Source organism: Prevotella sp. RM4 (genome assembly GCF_000701965.1).
Lineage (GTDB): Bacteria > Bacteroidota > Bacteroidia > Bacteroidales > Bacteroidaceae > Prevotella > Prevotella ruminicola.
Genome location: NZ_JNKG01000007.1, coordinates 332,214 through 352,805 on the forward strand (window position 1 = coordinate 332,214; position 20,592 = coordinate 352,805).

The 20,592-nt window shown below is 50.5% G+C and carries 16 protein-coding genes; 3 read left to right on the top strand and 13 right to left on the bottom strand.

All coding sequences use genetic code 11. The annotated features are described in order from the left end of the window. Window positions 1–94 precede the first annotated feature (94 nt). Window positions 95–808, bottom strand: coding sequence for a biotin--[acetyl-CoA-carboxylase] ligase (locus T499_RS0102595; protein ID WP_033149630.1), 714 nt, complete (start codon window positions 806–808; stop codon window positions 95–97). A 42-nt stretch (window positions 809–850) separates the two neighbouring features. Between T499_RS0102595 and T499_RS0102600 the strand changes: the two genes are divergently transcribed. Next, the gene (locus T499_RS0102600) at window positions 851–1,303 is read left to right on the top strand and encodes a nucleoside deaminase (RefSeq protein WP_013064046.1); all 453 of its coding nucleotides are present in this window, start codon (window positions 851–853) and stop codon (window positions 1,301–1,303) included. 107 nt (window positions 1,304–1,410) lie between these two features. On the opposite strand, the gene T499_RS0102605 is transcribed toward T499_RS0102600, so the two are convergent. The 11 genes from T499_RS0102605 to T499_RS0102655 form a co-directional block, all read right to left on the bottom strand. Next, on the bottom strand, window positions 1,411–3,063 hold the full coding sequence (locus T499_RS0102605) for a RagB/SusD family nutrient uptake outer membrane protein (protein WP_033149631.1): 1,653 nt from the start codon (window positions 3,061–3,063) through the stop codon (window positions 1,411–1,413). A gap of 24 nt (window positions 3,064–3,087) precedes the next feature. After that, window positions 3,088–6,279: a SusC/RagA family TonB-linked outer membrane protein gene (locus tag T499_RS0102610; RefSeq protein WP_033149632.1), complete on the bottom strand. Its 3,192-nt coding sequence runs from the start codon at window positions 6,277–6,279 to the stop codon at window positions 3,088–3,090. Window positions 6,280–6,706: 427 nt separating this feature from the next. Continuing rightward, entirely contained in the window at window positions 6,707–8,197 is a 1,491-nt protein-coding gene (locus tag T499_RS0102615) for a RagB/SusD family nutrient uptake outer membrane protein (RefSeq protein ID WP_033149633.1), read from the bottom strand. 28 nt (window positions 8,198–8,225) lie between these two features. Next, complete coding sequence (locus tag T499_RS0102620; RefSeq protein ID WP_033149634.1) at window positions 8,226–11,417, bottom strand: SusC/RagA family TonB-linked outer membrane protein; 3,192 nt, start codon at window positions 11,415–11,417, stop codon at window positions 8,226–8,228. A 318-nt stretch (window positions 11,418–11,735) separates the two neighbouring features. Beyond that, the gene (locus T499_RS0102625) at window positions 11,736–12,104 is read right to left on the bottom strand and encodes a hypothetical protein (protein WP_033149635.1); all 369 of its coding nucleotides are present in this window, start codon (window positions 12,102–12,104) and stop codon (window positions 11,736–11,738) included. Between the two features lie 93 nt (window positions 12,105–12,197). Continuing rightward, window positions 12,198–14,462: a hypothetical protein gene (locus tag T499_RS0102630; protein ID WP_232221038.1), complete on the bottom strand. Its 2,265-nt coding sequence runs from the start codon at window positions 14,460–14,462 to the stop codon at window positions 12,198–12,200. 36 nt (window positions 14,463–14,498) lie between these two features. Further along, complete coding sequence (locus T499_RS0102635) at window positions 14,499–14,963, bottom strand: lysozyme (RefSeq protein WP_052173320.1); 465 nt, start codon at window positions 14,961–14,963, stop codon at window positions 14,499–14,501. Window positions 14,964–15,086: 123 nt separating this feature from the next. After that, window positions 15,087–15,779 carry a Rha family transcriptional regulator gene (locus T499_RS14010; RefSeq protein ID WP_084162859.1) on the bottom strand — a complete coding sequence of 231 codons (693 nt, stop codon included), beginning with the start codon at window positions 15,777–15,779 and terminating at the stop codon, window positions 15,087–15,089. A 377-nt stretch (window positions 15,780–16,156) separates the two neighbouring features. Further along, entirely contained in the window at window positions 16,157–16,969 is an 813-nt protein-coding gene (locus T499_RS0102645) for a LexA family protein (RefSeq protein ID WP_084162860.1), read from the bottom strand. Between the two features lie 125 nt (window positions 16,970–17,094). Next, window positions 17,095–17,502, bottom strand: a complete 408-nt coding sequence (locus T499_RS0102650; RefSeq protein WP_013063025.1) for a HEPN domain-containing protein — start codon at window positions 17,500–17,502, stop codon at window positions 17,095–17,097. Next, window positions 17,489–17,779 (bottom strand): nucleotidyltransferase domain-containing protein, encoded by a 291-nt coding sequence (locus tag T499_RS0102655; protein ID WP_170857883.1) that lies wholly within the window; start codon window positions 17,777–17,779, stop codon window positions 17,489–17,491. Before T499_RS0102655 ends, T499_RS0102650 begins: the two co-directional genes overlap by 14 nt. Window positions 17,780–18,398: 619 nt before the next feature. On the opposite strand from T499_RS0102655, the gene T499_RS0102660 reads away from it, so the two are divergent. Continuing rightward, window positions 18,399–18,947, top strand: coding sequence for an HU family DNA-binding protein (locus T499_RS0102660; protein ID WP_033149637.1), 549 nt, complete (start codon window positions 18,399–18,401; stop codon window positions 18,945–18,947). 88 nt (window positions 18,948–19,035) lie between these two features. After that, window positions 19,036–19,137, top strand: a complete 102-nt coding sequence (locus tag T499_RS14585) for a smalltalk protein (protein ID WP_155949436.1) — start codon at window positions 19,036–19,038, stop codon at window positions 19,135–19,137. Between the two features lie 50 nt (window positions 19,138–19,187). Here the strand turns inward: T499_RS14585 and T499_RS0102665 are convergent, their stop codons facing one another. Continuing rightward, entirely contained in the window at window positions 19,188–20,399 is a 1,212-nt protein-coding gene (locus tag T499_RS0102665; RefSeq protein WP_033149638.1) for an ATP-binding protein, read from the bottom strand. Window positions 20,400–20,592: the final 193 nt, after the last annotated feature.

The following is a 20,592-nucleotide window of genomic DNA, read 5'->3' on the forward strand; positions in this document are numbered from 1 at the left end:
ACTATTTCACTATTTACTATTTTACCATTTAATGTTCAATGGTCCGCTCGGCTTTGCCGCTTTTACAAAGGCGGTACGCCGACTAAAAGAATGGTCAATGTTCAATGACAAAAACCACTTCTTTAAATCGGTACAGATGTGCTATGCCGTTGGCATCCTGCAGCATCAGGCGGCCGTCGTCGGTAGTGCCAACCACGGTGGCCATAAAGCGCTTGCCGTTGGCTTCGAACGGGTGCAGACCCTCGCGACGGTACAGACGATTCATGTACGCCTGGTGTATGCCCTTGTTTTCGATGGCGCGTTGCAGTTCGTCGAGGAAAGCCGCCAACAGCTCGTCGCGATCGGTGTCGCGGCCAGTCAGTTGTTTGATTGATACAGGGTTGGGGGCATCGCTCACAAACACCGTCTGGTTCACATCCAGTCCGATGCCGATAATGCAATCCTTGATACGACGGCCTTCCAGTCGGTTCTCAATCAGCACGCCGCATATCTTCTTGTTGCCAACGTAAATGTCGTTAGGCCATTTTATTTCGGGTGTTTGCGGTATGTAGCGCTGCAAGGTGTTGCACAGGGCTACCGATACCATCTGGGTAATGATGAACTGTGTGCGTGCCGATACCTTCTGGGGGTGGATAAGCACCGAGAAAAGCAGGTTCTGGCCCCGCTCGCTCTCCCATGTGTTGGAGCCGCAACCCTTTCCAGCAGTCTGAAAATCAGCCACAACCACCATCACACCCTCGCCGTTTTCCTTCATCCAACGGTTGGTAGAATCGGTCTCATCAACGTGCACTATCTTAAATTCCATCATATTCCGAGTGCAAAGATACAAAATTTTTTGTAACTTTGCACCATGATTAACGAAGAACAACAAAAAAAAGACGAACGCTACATGCAGATGGCGTTAGACGAGGCCCATTTGGCACTCGAGGCGGGCGAGATACCCATTGGTGCCGTGGTGGTGTGTAAGGATAGGGTAGTGTCGCGTGCGCACAACCTCACCGAAACGCTGTGCGATGTTACCGCCCATGCCGAGATGCAGGCCATTACTGCCGCTGCCAACACGCTGGGTGGCAAGTATCTTACCGAGTGTACACTGTATGTTACCGTTGAGCCCTGCACCATGTGTGCTGGTGCCATCGGTTGGGCGCAGATACCCCGTATTGTGTATGGTGCCCCCGACGATAAGCGTGGCTACCATCTGCTGGCTCCCCATGCATTCCATCCCAAGGCCCAGGTAACCCAAGGGGTGTTAGAGGACGAATGCCGCGAGCTGATGCAGAACTTCTTCAAGGCCAAACGCTAAGATTCTAACTGTAGCACTGTAGCGCTGTAGCGCACTGAAAAAAAATAGCGGGACTTGCTTTTTATGGCAAATCCCGCACTTCTTTTTATGGTATTGATATTAAAAAGTTATTTTGCATCCTTAGTTGGGTCTCTGAAGGCATCGTTGTAGTCGGTCTCCCACTGTGGGATGGCCCATGTCCAGTTAGGATCGCTGGTCTTAACGGTTACAGCGATGGCAACAGATGCGCTACCACCCTTGTTAAGAGCCTTACGCGAAATCTCCTTGTTCCAACGCTTGTAGTCGCTGAAACCGAAGCCCTCGCCCCAAAGCTCCAGGCGACGGTAGTTCACAATCTCGTCGAAGAGCTCCTCGCCAGTCTTCTCGCAGGTGTAGTTGGCATCACGTCCGGTCTTGGCATTCAGCTCAACCAGTGCAGCCTGTGCGGCAGCCTCGTTACCCAGGAAGTAGTTGGCCTCGGCCTCGATCAGTACCATCTCAGATGAGCGGATGAATGGCAGGTAGCCTACACCTGGAGTGTCGAATACGTAGAACTTTGTCTGTCCACCTACGTAGTAGTAACCAGGCTGGTATGGGCGGTCCATGCTGCTGGCAGCCGATGAGTTGTGACGGTTCTCAACCCAGGCGTCAACCTCGTTCCAAAGATCGTCGTTGCTGAATCCCATGATACCATAGCTCAGATAGTAGTTATCTGTAACGGTTGGATCGCTCAGGTCGAAGTTCTCGAACTTATCAGGTGTGAGGAACAATCCCTTACGAGCGTCGTTGTCGGGAATCTGGTTGGTCAGCTCGATGTCGATTGAACCAGCACCGTTAGCGGTGTTGTTGGCATAGTAGCCGTTACAAGAGTACTGTGTACCGTAGCTCCAGTACCACATGTTCTCCTGAGCATCGCCGTAGCTACCGAAAATCCACTCGCTGGTTGGCTTGCAGAAACCGGCATAGTAATCGGCATTGCTCATCAGGGCATAACCCTTGCGAGCCAGAGGTGCGTGTGTAAGCGCTGTCTGATAGTCCTGCTTTGCCAGGGCAGCACGTGCGTAAACAGCGTGTGCTACGTTCTCGTTAGCAATCCAGATCTCGTTTGCAGCACGGTTCATACCGCTCTGCTGGAACAGAGTGATAGCCTCGTCGAGATCCTTGTAAATCTGGGCATAGCACTCAGCCATAGTAGCCTGTGGCAGCTCGCCTGTTGACTCATCAAGGCGCAGACAGATACCCTTGGCACTGCCGTTGTCGCTGTCCTGCCAGCGTGGAGCATAGTAGTGCAGCAGCTTCTCGAAGCTGTAAGCACGGAATGTGAGTGCCGAAGCCTTCTCGAATTTCTTCATCGACTCTTCGCCAGTGGCGTCGTCGATACGAGCGATGATGGTGTTAGCCTGTCCTACCAAAGTATAATAGTAGAACCAGGGGTAAGCATCGTACGATGTGTTGTTACGCAGAGAGTACTGCAGGTTCATGATAGGAGCCCAACCCTGTGCGTAGTAGTTGTAGAAGTAGTCCTGACTGGCGTAGTTCTCGTACAGGGCGATGATGCGGTTCTCGCCGGCACAACCCTGATCCCAGGCGGCCTGCTGGGTGCTCATGCTCTTGGCAATACCATTCAGAGCCTTGTAGGCGTTCTCGGTTGTGGCTACAGCGTCATCAGCCGAAATCGACTCGGTAGGAGCGGTGTTCAGATAGTCCTCGCCACATGATACCAATGCGGGAGCGCTAACCAGCATGAAACCCGCCATGATGTTGCTAATATATTTTTTCATACTTCAATATTCCTTTAATAATCATTAGAAATTAAAATTGAGTGAGAAGTTCCAAACGCGGGCTGTTACGTAGGTATCGTCCGAACCACCAGTAAAGTTGTACTGTGGGTTCATACCCTTGCGACCAGTCAGAGTGAAGAGGTTCTCAACACCAGCGGTAAGTGTGGCACCGTTGACACCTGCGTTCAGGCTGGTAAGCCACTTCTTAGGCAGACTGTACGACAGACTGATGTTCTTCATTACCAGGTACGATGCGCTTGTGAGCCAGCGGTCGCAGGTAGCGTTGTTCTTCGAACTCAGGTTGTAATCCATGGCAGGCACACCGTTGGGATCAATGCGGTTGGCCGATGTCTCGGTCATACCCTCGGGAACACCGTTCCAGGCCTTCAGAGCATCCTTGTGCAGAGCCGAACCGCTCGACATGGCGTTGGTGCTCATCAGGGTCTGATAAGTATAGTCGATAGTCTTACCACCCAGACTGTAGGTAGCCAGGAGGCTCAGTGTCAGGTCCTTCCAGCTTACGTTGCCGTGAACCGAACCGTAAACGGTAGGAGCAGCAGTGCCGTGGAAGTCGCGCTTGCCGTAAGCTGTATCGGTAGTATAGTCAACACCGTTGATGGTTACCAACTCGCCCTGCTGGGCAGCAGTTTCCTTCTTCTCAGGATCGAGTGTGTAAAGTGAACGACCGGTCATCTGATCGACACCCTCGAAGTGATAGGTGTAGAAGTCGTACAGCGAACGACCCTCGGTGTAGTTGTGTACACCCGACAGGATGTTGTCGCCGTTAGGCAGCTTGATAATCTTGTTCTTGATGAATGTAGCGTCCAAACCTACGTTAACATTCCAGTCCTTCTTCTGCAGCACGTCGGCATCAACTGAGAGCTCGATACCGCGGTTGGCGATGGTACCGATGTTCTTGTTAACGGTCATGTTGAAGTATTCGCCGTACGAGTACGAACCGGCCGACAGAGGCAGACGAACAGCAAAGAGCAGGTCCTTGTTACGCTTGTCGAAGTAGCCGATGCTGAAGTTCATGCGACCGAACAGGCGACCCTCGATGGCTGCATCTACAGTCTGAGCAGTCTCCCACTTAATGTCATCGGCGCTCAGGCTCTGCTTCATCAGGGCGCTGTTACCACCGTTCTTCTCAATGTAGTAAAGCGCCTGGTAGCCATAGTAGTCTACACCGGCATCGTTACCCACCTCACCATACGAGGCACGAACACGCAACTGGTTAACACACTTTACAGTGCGCAGGAACTCCTCTTTCTTGGCATTCCATGTAGCACCGAACGAGAAGAAGTTACCCCAGCGGTTGTTCTTGTGGAAACGCGACGAACCATCGCGGCGCAGCGATGCATCTACATAGTAGCGCTGATCGTAGTTATAACGTACGCGAGCCAGGTACGACTCGGTAGCATACTCGTCGTTGTAACCATTCAGGTATGAGTTGGTAAGGAAGTTGTTCAGTACGTAGATACCGTCAACAGCCATATTGGTGTTCATACCCATGAAGTTCTCGGTCTGGTAGTGAGTGTTCTCGTGACCTACCATGGCATCGATGTGGTGATTGCCGTACTCGTGACCCCAGTTCAGCAGCTCCTGCATGGTGTAGTCCTCGTACTCGTTGCTGTAGTTGCTTAGTCGTCCGCCGTTTGCAGCACCATCACCAATCTCGGGGTTGTTGTACTGCTGACGTGTAGATGAACGGTGCGACAGGTTACCCTTAACGGTTACCGAGAAGTCGTATGGCAGGTTCAGTGTCAGGTAAGCAGTACCGTTCAGTACGTTACGCTTACGTGTATCCTGGTCCTTGCGCAGCTCGTAAGCAATGTTACGGTTGTCAAGATAGTCAGATTTAGTATCATATACATACTCGCCATTCTGGTCGGTGGCAATGCTGCCATCGGCATTGTGGCTGTAGATAGGATAGATAGGTGCCATGTAACGGGCTGTGCTGAATGGGTTGCTATAAGCGCTACCCTTAGCATTGTCGTTAAAGTGGCGGGTTGAGATGGTACCATTCAGGTTTACACCAGCAGTAAAATACTTGTTAGGTGTAAAGGTAGAGTTTACGCGGGCTGTGTAGCGCTCGTAGTCGCTGCTGATAATGTAACCCTTCTCGTTCAGGTAACCTAACGATGCGTAAACGTTGGTCTTATCGTTAGTAAAGTTACCGCTCAGGATGTACTCCTGACGCTGACCGGTACGCTCAATGTTGTCCTCCCAGTCCAGGTCGGTGTAGCCATCCAGTACGTTAGCCACCATCTTACCGTTCTCGTCGAACAGCTGGTCGCTGGCACGGTCCCAGATGTTCTGGTGCATCACGTCGCTAGCCAGGTGGGCGCTGGCATAAGCCTTAGCCTCGTCCTCGCTCAAGGCCATCGAACCGGTCATAGCCCAGTTCTTCATGGCCTTCCACGATGTCTCCATGTAGTCGTTCACACCCAATCGGTCGTACTCCTTGATACCACGGTTGTAGAAACCATGGTTAATCTTCAGGTCGATAGATGAGTTACCCTCGTGCGAAACACCGCTCTTGGTGGTGATGATAACCACACCAGCCGATGCACGGTTACCGTACAGAGCTGCAGATGCAGCATCCTTCAGTACCGACATGGTCTTGATATCCTCGGGGTTCAGATCGGCAATGTTACCGTTATAGATAATACCATCTACTACGTAGAGTGGGGTGTTCGAGCCGTTGAGCGAACCGATACCACGAATGCGGATGGTAGGCTCGGCACCAGGCTCACCGTATGTGTTGTTAACCTGTACACCAGGGGCAGCACCCTCAAGTGCACTGGTAACGTTCGAGGTAATACGCTTCTCGATCACCTTCTGGTCAACGGTCGAAACCGAACCGGTAATACTCTGCTTCTTGGCAGTACCGTAAGCCACAACTACCACCTCCTCGAGTGTCTCGGTGTCGGGCTTCATCATTACGCGCATACCGTTAACGGCCTTCAAGGTCTCGGTCTTGCAGCCCAGGTAGGTAATCTCAATCATGTCCTTACCCTCGGGCATGGTTACAGTAAACTGTCCGTCATAGTCTGTGATGGCGCCAGTACCTGCACCCACAATCTTGATGGTAGCGCCGATAATGGGCTCACCATCCTCCTGTGAGAGTACTGTACCTGTAACTTTTGTCTGTGCCAGCGCTGTTCCCACAAAAAGGAACAGGCTGACGATGAACATCGTTAGTCGTTGTTTCATAAAAATCTCTCTTTTTAATAATTATATGTTATACCTGTAGTCTCAATCTCTTCCTTTTTTTGGACATAAGGTCCCGTTTCGGGGCTGCAAAATTACTGTATATTATTATAATAGGCAAATAATTTTATTAAAAGAGGGTTGTTTTCTAACATATTTTAACCATTTTAATACAAATGGTATTCAAAAAATCAATCTGAAAGCAGTTTTTCGCGGTTAACTTACACTTTGCTCAGCTAAGGTTGGTTTTTGATATTAAATTGTTATGCATAAAATATGCAATAATAACAAATCCCCTCACCGGTTAGCGAAGGGATTATTTTCAACTGTAGCACTGTAGCGCGTAGCAGGCGGGCACAAAAAATCGCGGGGTTGCTTTGGATGGCAAACCCCGCGAAGTGGTTATTTGTTATTCGGGAATTACGAGAGATTATGGGTTCTGCTCGCTATCCTTGATGTGTGAGTTCTCCTGCATCTCCGACTGTGGGATCTGGTAGGTCCAACGTGGGTCGAGTGCGGGGATGGTGTGCAGACTACCAGCCAGGTGGTTGCTACCCTCGTAGTTACGATCGATACCTTTGTTGTTACGCTTCAGGTCGAAGTAAGCAAAGCCTTCGCCCCAGAGCTCGATGCGGCGCTGCAGCAGTACATCGTCGACAGTAACTGATGCCTCGTTCCAGCTTGGCTGACGGTTCTGCATGAGCTCTTTCATCACAGCGGCAGCCTCGGTGTTCTTACCCAGGCGAGCCAGTGCCTCGGCCTCAATCAGTACCATCTCGGCAGCACGCATGTAGATGTAGTCCATTGTCCAGCTACCATCGTTACCGAACTTCAGGTTAGCGTATGGCAGACGTGCACCAGCTGTAGGCTGAGTCTTGTCGCCCTCTGGACCGTTGAAGAGTGCCTTACGATAGTCGTCGTCGGCAATCTTGCTGTACAAACGAGCGTCGATCAGCTTAGAGCAGTAGCTCAAACCAGCATAACCAGGAGCCAGGTTAGAGATGTGTGAGAAGTATGAAGCATAAGCTGTCTGAGTTTCGCTAGTGTGGTTGAAGCCCCACATTACGTCGCTGGCAGTTACGTCCATAAATCCATCCATCAAGCCCTTCTGTGTGCGCTGGCTGTAACCGGCGCGTGCTGATTTAGCTGCAGCTGCAGCCTTGTCCCACTGCTGTGTGAGCAGGTAGTAACGGGCCAGCAGACCCTGAGCCACGCTCAGGTCGATGTAAGCCTTACCGCTCTCACCTGATGGGCGCTTGTAACCTTCGCTCAGGTTCTCAACAGCAGCTGTGAGGTCTTTCTCTGCCTGGTCGAGCACAGCACCCACGGTGTTACGACCCTTCAGCGCGTCGAGCTCGTCGAGTGTGTAACCGTCAGAAGTAGTAAGAATCAGAGGTACACCAGCAGCAGAGCGGTTGATGCTACCATCAGCGTTCATATAGGTCTGGAAAATCTGTACCAGGTAAGCGTAGGCATTACCACGGATGGCGAGTGCCTGACCCAGCAGACCCTTCTCGTCGGCTGTCTTACCGCCCTCGGGATAGAGGCCGATAATTTCGTTAGCCTTTGCGATATCGGTGTAGTGGAAACCCCACTCCTCACGTGTACGACGGTAGGTGTACATGCGGTTGTCGAAATCGTAGTCGTAGCAGAACCAGTGGAAACCGTTTACGGCGATATCCTCACTCATCATATCCTTAGCCAGCAGTGATGACATGAGTCCGAAAGAGTCGTGATTTCCCTGGTACTCAACCTGCCATGACCACATACCGTTAAGGAATACATCTGGATTGCGTCCGGCTGCCTCACCAGCAGTCTCAGCGTCGAGATGACGTGTATATTCTGTATCAAGATAGTCGCTACCGCAAGAGGCGAGTGCCAGGGTAAGCAGACCCATTGACATATATTTTAATACTTTCATATTTACTTTCTTTTTTAATTGTTGATGATTAGAATGCAACGTTCAAACCTACAGAGTAAGAGCTGAGGGCTGAGTAACCAGCGTACTGGTTGTAACCGCTGAAGCTGTAACGTGGGTCGAAGCCCTTACGCTTTGACTTGAGCCAGATGTTGTCACCTGTGAGGTAAACGCGTACGTTGCTGATACCTGCACGTGTGAGCCACTTCTTAGGCAGTGTGTAACCCAGTGTTACGTTACGCAGGCTGAAGTAGTTGCCCTTAGTAAGGAAGTAATCTGATGAGCTATCGATACCAGCGTTCTGGTCGCCGAAGTTCAGAGCAGGAATGTTGCTTGTGGTGTTGGTAGAAGTCCAACGGTTCAGCATATCCTTGTGGAAGTTCTCACCGTTGTCGCCAGCGTTCATCAGTGTAGCATACTGTGCATCCCATGCCCAGCCACCCAGCTGGAAGGCTGTAGATACTGAGAGGTCGAAACCGTAAGCAGTTACAGTTGTTGAGAAACCACCAGTGAGGTCGGGGATAGCGCTCTTACCAGTCTGACGCAGAGTAGCCTCAGATGTGGTGTTTACGAGCTCGATGCTCTCTACAATCTCGTCGCCGTTAGCGTCGCGCATTACGTTGCCCTCAGCGTCGGTCTTGTAAGTGTAGTGGTTGTACTGTGGCTTACCAGTAGTAGCGTCAACACCTACGTACTCGTAGCGGTACCAGTCGTACAGGCTGCCACCGAGCTTACGCCAGTAGCGTCCGGCCTGATAACCGTTGGGGAATTCAGAAGCGGGCTTGCTGTCGGGCAGCTTGGTGAGCTCGTTCTTATAGTGAGTAAGGTTCAGAGATGCATTCCAAGTAATGTTCTTGTTCTTGATGATATCACCGCTAATCTCGATTTCGAAACCAGTGTTCTTCATGTTCATCTCGTTGCGCCAGATGTAGTTAGGCTTACCCTCAGAGGCAGCGAGTGGGCTCTGATAAAGCATGTCGCGTGTCTCCTTGATGAAGAAGTCGAAACCAACATTCAAACGACCCCAGAACGAAGCCTCGACACCAGCGTTGAAGTTACGGCTCTTCTCCCATGTTACATCGGGGTTACCACGCAGCCACTTGCTGAATGCAGCAGCACCGTCAACACGGTTTACTGTGTACAGGTCGCTGTAAACGTGGATCAGGTCGGCACCGTTCTCGTCCAGAAGGTGGTCGTTACCCTGTGTACCGTAGCTTACCTTCAGCTTCAAGCTAGAGAGCCAGTCGACATCCTTCAGGAATGCCTCCTCGTTCAAACGCCATGAACCACCAACGGCCCAGAATGTACCCCAACGGTTGTCCTTGTGGAAACGTGAGCTACCATCGCGACGGATGCTGGCTGTGAGGTAGTACTTGTCAGCGTAGTTGTACTCGCCCTTCAGGAAGTAACCCTCGAGTGCATACTCCCAAGAGTAGCTGGTCATATCCTGATACTGAGCTGCGTTAGCAAACTCTGGGTTTGTAGGATCAGAGAACTGAGTCATCTGACCGTAGAAGTAACGGTACTTATCGTTCTTGTTCTCATGACCGAGCAGAACGTGTACGTTGTGGTCCTTACCAAATGTGTGGTTCCAATCCAGCAGCTGGTTAACGTTCAGGGCACCCTTACGGTAAACCTCCTTGTAACCACGGCCACCTACGTTCTTGGCGTCACCACCAATTGGAGTCATCAGCTCGGTGTACCAGCCGTTGTAAACGTCGTAAGCTACGTTGGCAGTGAACTTGAAGTCGTTCAGGAACGACCACTCGAAGTAGCCACGTGAGCTGATGTTATCGCGCTCGTTGCGCTGGATGTTAGCCTCGGCAGCAGCCAATGGGTTCTGCTCTGAAGCGTATGGACGTACATACTCTGTACCCCAGTCGTACTGGCGGTTACCGTTCTCATCCAGCCACAGGCTACCGTCGTTGTTGTACAGGTAGATTGGATAGATAGGAGCGATGTTCTGTGAGAACATGAAGATGTTAGAGTAGTTGCTCTGAGTGTCACCGAAAGTCTTGTAATCGGTGTGTGCGTATGCGATGTTACCACCTACGCGGATGTTCTTACCAATGTTCTGGTCGATCTTAACACGGCCGTTGTAACGGTCGAAACCAGAACCCTTCATGTAACCCTCGTCCTTCAGGTAACCCAGTGATGCGAATACCTTTGTTGCATCGCTACCAGAGGTGATGGTTGCTGTGTACTCCTGACGAGCACCGTGCTTGAATGGATCCTTGCTCCAGTCGTCGGTCCACTTGCGCTGTGTAGCGGCAGGGTTGATCTTACCGGTTGTAGGATCGATGAGCTGGTTGTCGGCCACACCCTTGAATACGTTGTACTTCAGGTTTCCGTCGATCAGGTGCTCGGCAGCATACTTTGATGCGTCGGCCATACCCATCTGCTCAACCAAGCTGTTACGATATGACTCGTACATCATCTCGTAGTACTGACCAGCGTCGGTAATCACGTCGTAGGTAGGAACGCCACGGGTGTTGAAACCGTAACGAGCGTCGAAGTTGATGTTTACCTTACCAGCCTTACCACTCTTGGTAGTAATCATGATTACACCGTTAGAACCACGAGCACCGTACATAGAGTTAGCGGCAGCATCCTTCAGGATGGTCATGGTCTCGATATCCTGTGTGGGGATAGAGTTCAGCGACATTTCGTAAGGTACACCGTCAACAACGATCAGAGGCTGCTGGCTGGCGCTGATTGAACCGATACCACGGATACGAATCTGAGCGTCGGCACCAGGAGTACCGTTGGTTGATGTGATCTGTACACCGGCTGCAGCACCCTCGAGTGCCTTACCAAGGTTAGATACCTGCATCTTCTCCAGCTTCTCGCCCTTTACAGTAGCGGCCGAACCGGTGAATGATGACTTCTTCTGTGTACCGTAGGCTACAACGATAACCTCGTCAACCACCTGAGCGTCGGTCTTCAGGAATACGCGCATACCAGGCTTAGCCTTAACGGTCTTGCTTTCGAAGCCCAGGTAGCTGATCTCCAGCTGATCCTTACCCTCGGGGAGGGCTACGGTGAATCGACCATTTACGTCGGTCAACATACCAGTGCTGGTACCAACCACCTTAACGGCAGCACCGATGATGGGCTGTCCGTCTTCCTGTGAGAGTACTGTACCAGTAACTTTTGTCTGTGCCAGCGCAGCTCCTACAAACAGGAACATGCTGACGAAAAACAACGTTAGTCTTTGTTTCATAAATTCTCTCTTTTGTTAATTAATAATGTTTATAACTTTAAAATTCTCTCTTTCAAATACTGGTAGTAGCTGGTTATTTATGCAATAACTATTAATTTTGCACGTTTTTGCCACTTTCGGGTTGCAAAAATAGTGTATAATCTCTAAATAAACAAATAATTTTATTAAAAAGGGGGTGTTCTATAACATATTTTAACTGTTAACGAGTGTTACTTGACTAAAATCAATGTGAAAGTAGAATTAAGTGGTTAACTTACACTTTGTAAACTGCAGGTTTGGTTTTGATGATAAATTGTTATGCATAAAATATACGCTTTGTTAAGATTTCTTCTTTTTGTTCACGTTCAGTGGTGTGCTTTTGGGGTAGGCGATGGTGTAGGCGGTGTCGAGGGCGCGCAGGTCTATCTGGTAGTAGCTGATGCCTGTGCGTACGGCCACGATGGCGCGCAGCAGTTCGCGATGGGGGCGCGGGTAGAGGCCAGGCGGTGGGAGCTGGTCCCAACCGGCCTGACAGCAAAGGTGGCATACTTGCCAGATAAACTCGGGGGTGGCCTCGCCACCAAACCATAGTTGCAGTACCCTGCGGATGCAAAAGCGCTTGCAGTGCAGATGGCAGTAGCGGCGCGTGCGGCGCAACAGCCGCCACAGTGCCACAAACGTTTCTTGTGTGTTATCAATGTGTTCCATTTTAATCTTTAATGTTTAATGTTTAATGTTGATACTTCGTATCGAGCCCTCTCACGCTCGGCAAAGCTCAAGCAAGCTTGGCTCTGCTCTCGCTTAATCGAGGCCTTTAATCTTAACGTAGTGGGCTGAGGTTTCGTCGTAGGCGATGTGGCCGCGGGTTTGCCAGGTACGCAGGGTGCTGTCGCCGGGACCGGGGCGGCCGGCTTGTTGGCGCATCTGTAGATACTGCTCGCGGGTAAACTCATCGGGTAGCAGCTCCAGCAGGTTCTGGGGACCCGAGTGGCGCTGCAGTTCCTGCTCGTCGTTCAGTTCCTTCTCAAGCTGGGTTCCAAAGTACAGCATCTTGCACCATAGGTTATACTGCTCGCTCCAGCGCACAAACTCGGCTATCGATTTGTCCCACCGGTAGCCATGGGCCACATACAGCACCATACCCTTAAGCCAGGCTATCACGTTGGCACGATACGACAGCACACGGTAGGCCTCGCTCTCGTACAAGCGGGCGGTGTCGGCATTCTCCTGCTTCAGGTCAAGTGCCAGCTTCCGGGCTTGCGGGCACTCTATCAGTCCGTTGGCAGCATCCAGACGGTCGATATAGGGTTTGAGCTCGGCGGCAAAACGGTCGTCGTAGATGCCCAGGATGGGTGCCTCGTCGTCGTCTTCGATGGGACGGATGATGGTGGCCACATCCAGTCGGCTCACCGTGCCATCGTTCACCATCTTATAAAAGAACTTGCGCGCGTTGGGTGGGGTGGTGCTGGCGTTGAAGTTCCAGCGCAGCGGTGCTATGCCCGATACGCTGTCGGCACCCACACGCTCCTGACCGGCCATCGAGTTGTCGAAAGCCTTTCGTATCAGCAGTCCCACCTCGTCGGCCTTATGGCTCGATGTCACCTTCTTCAGCGCCTCTACCTCGTCTACGATGGTGTAGATATAGCGCTCTCCGTTGTTGTTGGCATCCACCACGCGCTGGTTAAACACGGCATCGGTCAGGTTGTCTATCAGCATCTGAATGCAGATGTCGGCGGGGCGTGGGTCCTTCTTCTGCTTGCCCGTGGGGTTCTTCTGTTTCCACTCGGCCTCGCGCTGGCGACTGAGCAGGTCGCGCTGGCGTATGTCCTCCATGATATACTCGATGGGCTTTTTGATCGAGCCCTTACCCACGCTCTGTCGGCCCACCAGCAGGTTCATAAACGTGGCCTCGTGGTCCACGTTGTCCCAATAGCGGAAGTGTACGCCATGCAGATGGGCGCCCAGGGCAGGAAACACGGCACTGGCCACAGCGGGCTTGTAGTACCACGGCACGTTGCGGGTTAGTAGTTTTATCAATGGCGGCAACCGCTTGGGCATGGGTGGAGGCGTGCTTACGGTACCCCCGCAGGCCTTTACACCTTGCTGCTCCTTGAGTGCCTGCAATACCTGTTTCAGGCGCAGGGGCATGCCGCGGCGAGGTTCTTTCAGGGCGTTTTCCAGTGTGTGCAGATATTCGGTGCGGTCGGCATCGGTGCAGGTGCCATCGGGTGCAGCCCAGTAGTTGGGTACGATGGCCTGCAGGCCCTCCAGACTGTAGCCGCAGATAGAGCGCAGGGTAACGGCCAACTCGAAGGTGAGTGCGTTCCTATCGCCCACCACCGGCAGCTTGCCACCGTTAAACAGCTCCCAATACTTGGCGATGATATCGCTATACGCCATGCCGTTGTAATTTTTTTGCAACGGAATACAGGACTTTAGGATTTTTCCTTCTTGGAAATTGTCCACGGAATCAGTCTTTGTGACTGGGGACTGGTACCTGTCACAGAATGTGACTGGGCCCTGTCCCTTGTCACAACTTTCCGAGGACGGGAGTTCAAAGATGGCGTCATCCAGATAGATAAGCTGCTCGGTGCTGGTGGTGAAGAACACGCGGGTGATGTCCTTGGCCTGGGCATCGTAGTCCACGCATAGCAGCTGGGCGGCCCACTGCAGGTTCTCTACCTGCGACATGTGCGGCCGTCGGGTAAACACCAGGTGGTAGCCACAGCCGCGGGCACTCTCCTCAAGCATCCCTAAGCCCAGCTCATCCTTCTTGTCCAGGATGCGATCGCGAACGGCGGGCATCTCTTCGGCCGAAAGGTGGTCGATATCCATACCCACGGTATTGCTCATACGGGTGCTGCCGCGCAGTGTGCCGTCGGCATTGGGCAGACAACTGTAGTTCATCTGCACCAGTCGGTGCTTCAACGTCTCGTTGCCGCTGCGGATGGCGGCCATCAGTTGCTGCTGTTCGTTACTGCCGCGCAGGGCCATATACTCTGCGCGGGTGGTTACGGGGCGCATCATTTTCACCCCGTCCTTTAAATAAATAATGTGTGTGCTCATAGCCAATCTTTAATGTTTAATCTTTAATGTTTAATGTTACACCCGGTCGATGATCTCATCGTCGGTGGCATAGCTGGGTTCGAAGAAGTGTTCGGCCTCCCATTGGCGACGGGCTACCAAACCGGGCAACTTGCTACCGCCGGCATACACCCATCGTTTAAACTGGCGCTGGATGGCAGCCTTGCTGCCGCCTTGGCGGATGGTTTTGAGCAGGGTTGACTGCTTCAGCCGTCCGATGCCCACGTTAAAGGCAAACGATGTGAGTGCCTCTAGTTGCGCCTCGGTGCGTGCCACGTGCAGGCGTCGCACCTGTCGCATCACCTCGGTGGCATCCTGTAGCAGCCAGTCGCGAGCCTGCTGGGGGCTGATGCGGTCGCCCATGCGCACACCGCGTGTGTGTCCGTAGCCGATGGTAGGCACGCCGCCCTCGTCGCGATAAGCGCTTAGTCGGCATCCCTCCATCTCCATCAATTTCTGTAAAAGTGTGTCTGTAATCTGCATAGTAAAATGTTGATACTTCGTATCGAGCCCTCTCACACTCGGCAAAGCTCAAGCAAGCTTGGCTCTGCTCTCGCTTAATCGAGGCCTTTAATGTTTAATCTTTAATGTTTAATGTTTAATGTCCTAAAGGTTAGGGTATCCCAATTGCGAGTTAAGGTACTTCAGTCCGGCCATGGTCCACGTCATGTACACTTTGATTTTGCGCTTGCCTTTCAGCGAGTAGTCGATGTGTGTACGTTCGGCGGTGTAGCCCCTACCCAGCAGGTGTTCGGCCAGGTGCCATCGGCCGTGGGCGCGGTACTGAATGTTCATGTCGGCCAGCACGGCATTAAAGTCGCGGGTGTTCATGTTAAACGTCTTGGCCACCTGCGTGGCGGTGAGTGTATCCTCGGCAGGTTCGTTCAGCATGCGCAGTCCCGTACCCACAATCTCATCCGCCATCGCCAGTATCTTTTTCTGAACCTGCAATGTCGGGAGTTTATTTTGGCACGGATTCTTGGACGAGCCAAAATCCAATCTCTCCAGCTCGAGTTCTTCCCAGCGCAGTACCAATCGGGCGCGGGCCTCGTCGTTAAACTTGGTAGCGATGTAGAGCGTCTCGGTCTTGGTTAGCTGGTAGCAGGGCATCAGTCGACCTCGACTGTCGGTATATTCAATCAATCGAAAATTTGATTGATTAACTTTCTGCCACGCGGGTTCCATTTTTCGGATGGCCTCCATTACGTGACAGTGCTGCTTACCGGTTACTTCAGCTATTTCCAGCGAAGTCATCATGTGTTGGTTCTCGTTTACTGTTTTAATAATCATTGTTTCCATAATTGTGTGTATTTTAAATTGTTAATAATATTTTTGGGGGGGCACGGATGACACGGCTCTCTTTTAGAGAAACGCTGCTTTCTTTTCATTGATAACAGCTGTGTCTTTATTTATAAAGCCGTGTAAATCCGTGCCTAAGAATAAATCCGCTCGGCCGATTCCGAGTCGGGTTGGTGTGGCAGTAAGATTGAGATCGCGTTGTCGTTGATTGACGCTTCACTCGCCATCGCAACTTGTTTGCGGTGGCAAAAGTATGGCAAAAAATAATGCGCTCCAATTTCTTGGAACGCATTCGGTAACAGTTTTCGGTAAGTGTTGTAGGTTTCGGTAACTTTGGTACTAATACTTACCGAAGTTCGGTAACAGGTTCGGTAAAACTAAGCCAATTCTTTAATTAAAACCGTCATCAGCTTCAGTTCGCGGTCGGCAGCACCCTGCTCCTCCCACTTGTCGATATTCTTTCGCATGTACTCATGATTACTGATGGTGCGCTGCACACTGCCTTCGCCACATACAAACCTAAACGTAGCGGGGAGCTTTAAGGCCTGGGCCATACGCTCAAACTCGGCAACTGGCTTGTCGTAACTGTATTTATCGCGCATCACGCAATACACCACTGCCCAGGCCGATGCTGCCCAAAACAGATGACTACACTGGGTAACGGCTTCGGTCAGGCGCTCATACATGTCGGGCTGGTGCTGCTTCTGCTTGGCTTTAAACTGGCGTACCACCTCGCCACAGTGCTTTACCGATACGTGCGGCGCACTCAGGTTGCACACCATGCGCCCGCAGATGCGTACATTCATGTCGGCCGTTAGTTCGCATGGCTGGTACTTGTCGTTGGCGGGCAACAGCCAGTGGCGCCCGCAGTCGTCAACGTAATACACCTTCAACAGCTCCTCGCCGTCGATGCTTGCCATCACCACCTCGCCGCTGTTTACCCGTTGCGTGCCCTCAATCAGTATCTGGTCGCCACTGTAAATGCCCACGCCAGTCATCGAGTCGCCATCGGCATCCACGATAAACACGCTGCGCCCGCGTGTAATCTCGCTGGGCAATAAAATCATCTCGGGTGGCAGTTGTCCCATCTCGTTAGGCAAACCGCAACTTACTCCTACCTCGTAGTAGGGCACGGGTGTGTCGCACACCAATCCCATCGGCCACTGACCGATGCTACTAAAATTTCTCATGTCGATTAATTCTTTAAAAAGTTTTATTTCACAATATAATCCATAGTCGGCGCCGTTCCACAGGTCGCCAAACGGCTGCAAAGATAATAAAAACCTTCGCACCCACCAAAAACTGCAGGTTATAATTAAGAGTTTTTAGGAATAACAAATTCTGCTATCTTATCAATCAGCAGTCTTGTGGGCTCAATATAGGGAGTGATTTTCTCCTCGTTCGCCTCAAAGAATAGGTTATAGTCTGCGTTATCGCGCATAATCACAAGGTCAGAGAGGAGTGAACCATCTTCGCTCGTAAATAGTCCTGTACGAACATAATGCTGTCCGAAAAGAGACATGATGCCACGATGACTTTTTACATTCTGACCGCCACTGATAAGTAAGGCTGATACCGCATGAAACAAAGCATAGTACAGGCGATTGGCAGCAGCCTCCCATTTCTGCTCTTTGGCACAAAATTCCATATCGGCAAAAGTTTTGCGTGCCTTCTCCATTTCCATGCGTACGATGGTTGATCTCTCGTTATCACTTAGTTCCATACAATACTTGTTTGTCTTCTTCTACATTATAATAGAACATAGCATGTGGACCATCAAACCACTCTTGCTTAGTATATGCATGGGGACGAATATCCTCGCCTATATCCCATCCCATTTCAACAAACGGATAGGAATACTTATTAAAATCCTCATGCTCAAGACGTGGCTTATCAAGTATCAGCAGAAGATCCCAATCAGAACCGTCGTGCCAGTCTCCACGTGCACGCGACCCATAGAGATACAACAGACTACCCTTGGGTAAGACCCTTTCGGCCACCTGCTTAATACTGTCGATAACTTTACTATTGTTCATAACTAATTGCTTTGTATGGTGCAAATATACGTACTAATTTCCAATTTTCCAAATATTTTGGAAAAAAACGTGTGCTACGCGTTGCAGTGCTACAGTTAGAAATGGTGGGTAGTGCATGCTAACTTTAGTGCCTATATTTATATATATAAATATAGAAGTAAATAATGGTGTGCGATGGGATGGAAAACAACTGTAGCGCTGTAGCGCGTAGCGGACAGCGGATGGTGGCGGCGCGCGCAGTGATTTTTCGCAAAAAAGTAGGTTCGCTATTCGTGAACCGCAATGAAAAAGTTGTACCTTTGTAACGTTAAAATGAGGGAGGCTTGAGGGCGACATTAATCCCTGGATTTCTTGGACAAGCCAAGCGAGCGAAGCTCGAGCGGCGAAGATTAATAGTAACAATTGTTACCTTTAATCGTAGCACCCTGCAGGATTAATACCCGCCCGAACCCGAACTCAGAACAATGTAAAAATGTAAAAATGATAAAATTTAAAAATTATTTACAATCCTATAATTATTACATTTTTTTATTCTTTAATTATTACATTTTTTAATTCTTTAATTTTTTAATTATATTAAACTATGAGTATCAAAGTTATTGCACAGCGCCGAGAGCTTAAGATCGGCAAGAACCCTGGGGCCAAGCGTTTCGTGATGCGCCCCGACCTGTACAGCGCCATCGCCGAGAAGAAGGTGTTTACCGAGGCAGCCACCCACTCGGGCATTAGCGCAGGTGTTATCAAGGCTGCATGGGAGGCAGCAGGCGCCGTTATCCGTACCTGGGCCACCGAGGGCCATTCGGTACCCGTGCCCGGACTGGGAACCATGCGATTCGGCGTGCGCGCCAAGGCCGTTGAGAACCTTGACGAGGTGAAGACCGGACTAATTACCACCCGTCGCATTGTGTTCACCCCATCGGTGGATGTGAAGGACGAGCTGAAGAACACCAGCATTCAGATTACCTGCCTTGACGAGGACGGCACCGTACTGAAGCGCGTAACCAGTGGCGACAGCGGCGACATCGAGGACCCTGAGAGCGGCAACACCACCGACAACGGTAATACCGGTGGCAACGGTCAGAACACCGGCGGCAACCAGGGTGGCGGCAGCCACGAGCCAATCGGCGATTGATGGTTGGGGCGCAAGCCCCACCATTAAACATTAAGCATTAAACATTAAACATTAAGCATTAAACATTAAAGATTAAACATTAAACATTATGAGTAAGAAAGAAACCCTGAAGTTCATCGTACAGATGATTGCAAGTATCGCAACGGCGATAGTAACCGCCCTGGGCGCCACCAGCTGCATGGGCATGTAGAAAAGAATCCCCCGCTGAATCATCAGCGAGGGGATTTTATTGTATTATCATTAATATAAGAAACCTAGCATCCAGAGTGGGAGTTTTGCACCATCGGGCATATCCCAGTCGTCGGCAAAAATATACGAATCCTTTATACCTGCTATCTGCGAGAAATCCTTGCTGCGACCGCCAATCTCGAATGTGTACTTCGAGTCAACAAGAAAATCACCTTGCGCTTTTCCGTATTCAACATTATGCGACTCTGTGAGACTGCCCACGGCAAAGGTTTCGCGTAGTGTTCCTATTTCAACCTTGGTAGGGGCTAGGGCATACATGATATTGGGGTTTTCGAGATATACCTTATCGGGTTTCGAGAGCTTGCCTATTTTCTTTTTTTCAGAGTAAAGCAGATTTAATACTTTGGCATCTCCCAGGTATTTCAGGTATTCCACCACCGTGTCGCGACCAATTTCAAGGGCTGCGGCAATTCGGTTGGCATTTAGTTCAAAAGGTATCTCGCTGCATATCATCGCCACAAGTGCCTGCAGTTTTCTTACATTGGCCACGTCAACCTTGCATATCTGGGGTAATTCTGTTTCAATAATATAGTTTACCACCTGCTCTATTTTTGTGTGATACTCGCCCTCGCCTTCAAGTAGAAAGGGGTAGTAGCCTTTTTTCAGATATTCCTTAAACAGTGCGTTGGGCTTGCACTTAGTCGACACCGTTTGCCATAAATCGTAAGGGTGCTTCAGAATGTCGTCTAACGTCCATTTTTCGAACTCCAATCCATGATAAAAACGTAAAGCTTCGCGAAACGACAATCCTGCCAGTGTATATTTTACGGCTCGTCGTGACAGGTCAGCATCGCCTTCTTTTAGTTTAAGTAGTGATGATCCGCTTACTATCAACTTCAGGTCGGGATAGAGTTCGTATATTTCCTTTATTTCACGACTCCAGTCGGTATTGCCCGATTTGTACTTGTGGATTTCGTCGATGGCTAGCAGCTCGCCGCCTCTTACGGTAAACTCTTCGGCTAGTTCCACCAGTGTGCGCGTTGAAAAGTCGACAGTATCAGCTGAGCAGTATAAAACCCTCCTGTCGCCAGGTTCGTAGTTCTGTTTGATATACTGCTTAATGAGCGTTGACTTGCCCACACCTTTTGCACCGATAATGCTAATTAGCTGGGCGTTCCAATGGATTGTATTTGCTATTTCGCGTACAATCTCTGTGCTGGTATTGGCCAGTAAACGGTCGCTTTTTCTAAATAATGCATCCATAAGCTATCATTTTTGGGGCAAAGATAATAAAAATGTTGCATACAACCAACACTTTTTGATAAAAATGTTGCTTGCGCGCAACACTTTTTATAAAATTATGTTGCCTGTGCGCAACACTTTTGCTACACCGCTACAGTGCTACAGTTAGAAAAAAAGAAATCCCCCCGCGGGCCATTCACATGGTTTTGCGGGG

What these genes read in the sequence shown, in the direction of transcription:
- T499_RS0102660 (WP_033149637.1), top strand. Translation starts at nt 18,399, where the DNA reads ATGAGTATCAAAGTTATTGCACAGCGCCGAGAGCTTAAGATCGGCAAG.
- T499_RS0102610 (WP_033149632.1), bottom strand. Translation starts at nt 6,279, where the DNA reads ATGAAACAACGACTAACGATGTTCATCGTCAGCCTGTTCCTTTTTGTG.
- T499_RS14010 (WP_084162859.1), bottom strand. Translation starts at nt 15,779, where the DNA reads ATGGAAACAATGATTATTAAAACAGTAAACGAGAACCAACACATGATG.
- T499_RS0102630 (WP_232221038.1), bottom strand. Translation starts at nt 14,462, where the DNA reads ATGAGCACACACATTATTTATTTAAAGGACGGGGTGAAAATGATGCGC.
- T499_RS0102635 (WP_052173320.1), bottom strand. Translation starts at nt 14,963, where the DNA reads ATGCAGATTACAGACACACTTTTACAGAAATTGATGGAGATGGAGGGA.
- T499_RS0102595 (WP_033149630.1), bottom strand. Translation starts at nt 808, where the DNA reads ATGATGGAATTTAAGATAGTGCACGTTGATGAGACCGATTCTACCAAC.
- T499_RS0102625 (WP_033149635.1), bottom strand. Translation starts at nt 12,104, where the DNA reads ATGGAACACATTGATAACACACAAGAAACGTTTGTGGCACTGTGGCGG.
- T499_RS0102605 (WP_033149631.1), bottom strand. Translation starts at nt 3,063, where the DNA reads ATGAAAAAATATATTAGCAACATCATGGCGGGTTTCATGCTGGTTAGC.
- T499_RS0102620 (WP_033149634.1), bottom strand. Translation starts at nt 11,417, where the DNA reads ATGAAACAAAGACTAACGTTGTTTTTCGTCAGCATGTTCCTGTTTGTA.
- T499_RS0102645 (WP_084162860.1), bottom strand. Translation starts at nt 16,969, where the DNA reads ATGAGAAATTTTAGTAGCATCGGTCAGTGGCCGATGGGATTGGTGTGC.
- T499_RS0102600 (WP_013064046.1), top strand. Translation starts at nt 851, where the DNA reads ATGATTAACGAAGAACAACAAAAAAAAGACGAACGCTACATGCAGATG.
- T499_RS14585 (WP_155949436.1), top strand. Translation starts at nt 19,036, where the DNA reads ATGAGTAAGAAAGAAACCCTGAAGTTCATCGTACAGATGATTGCAAGT.
- T499_RS0102665 (WP_033149638.1), bottom strand. Translation starts at nt 20,399, where the DNA reads ATGGATGCATTATTTAGAAAAAGCGACCGTTTACTGGCCAATACCAGC.
- T499_RS0102615 (WP_033149633.1), bottom strand. Translation starts at nt 8,197, where the DNA reads ATGAAAGTATTAAAATATATGTCAATGGGTCTGCTTACCCTGGCACTC.
- T499_RS0102650 (WP_013063025.1), bottom strand. Translation starts at nt 17,502, where the DNA reads ATGGAACTAAGTGATAACGAGAGATCAACCATCGTACGCATGGAAATG.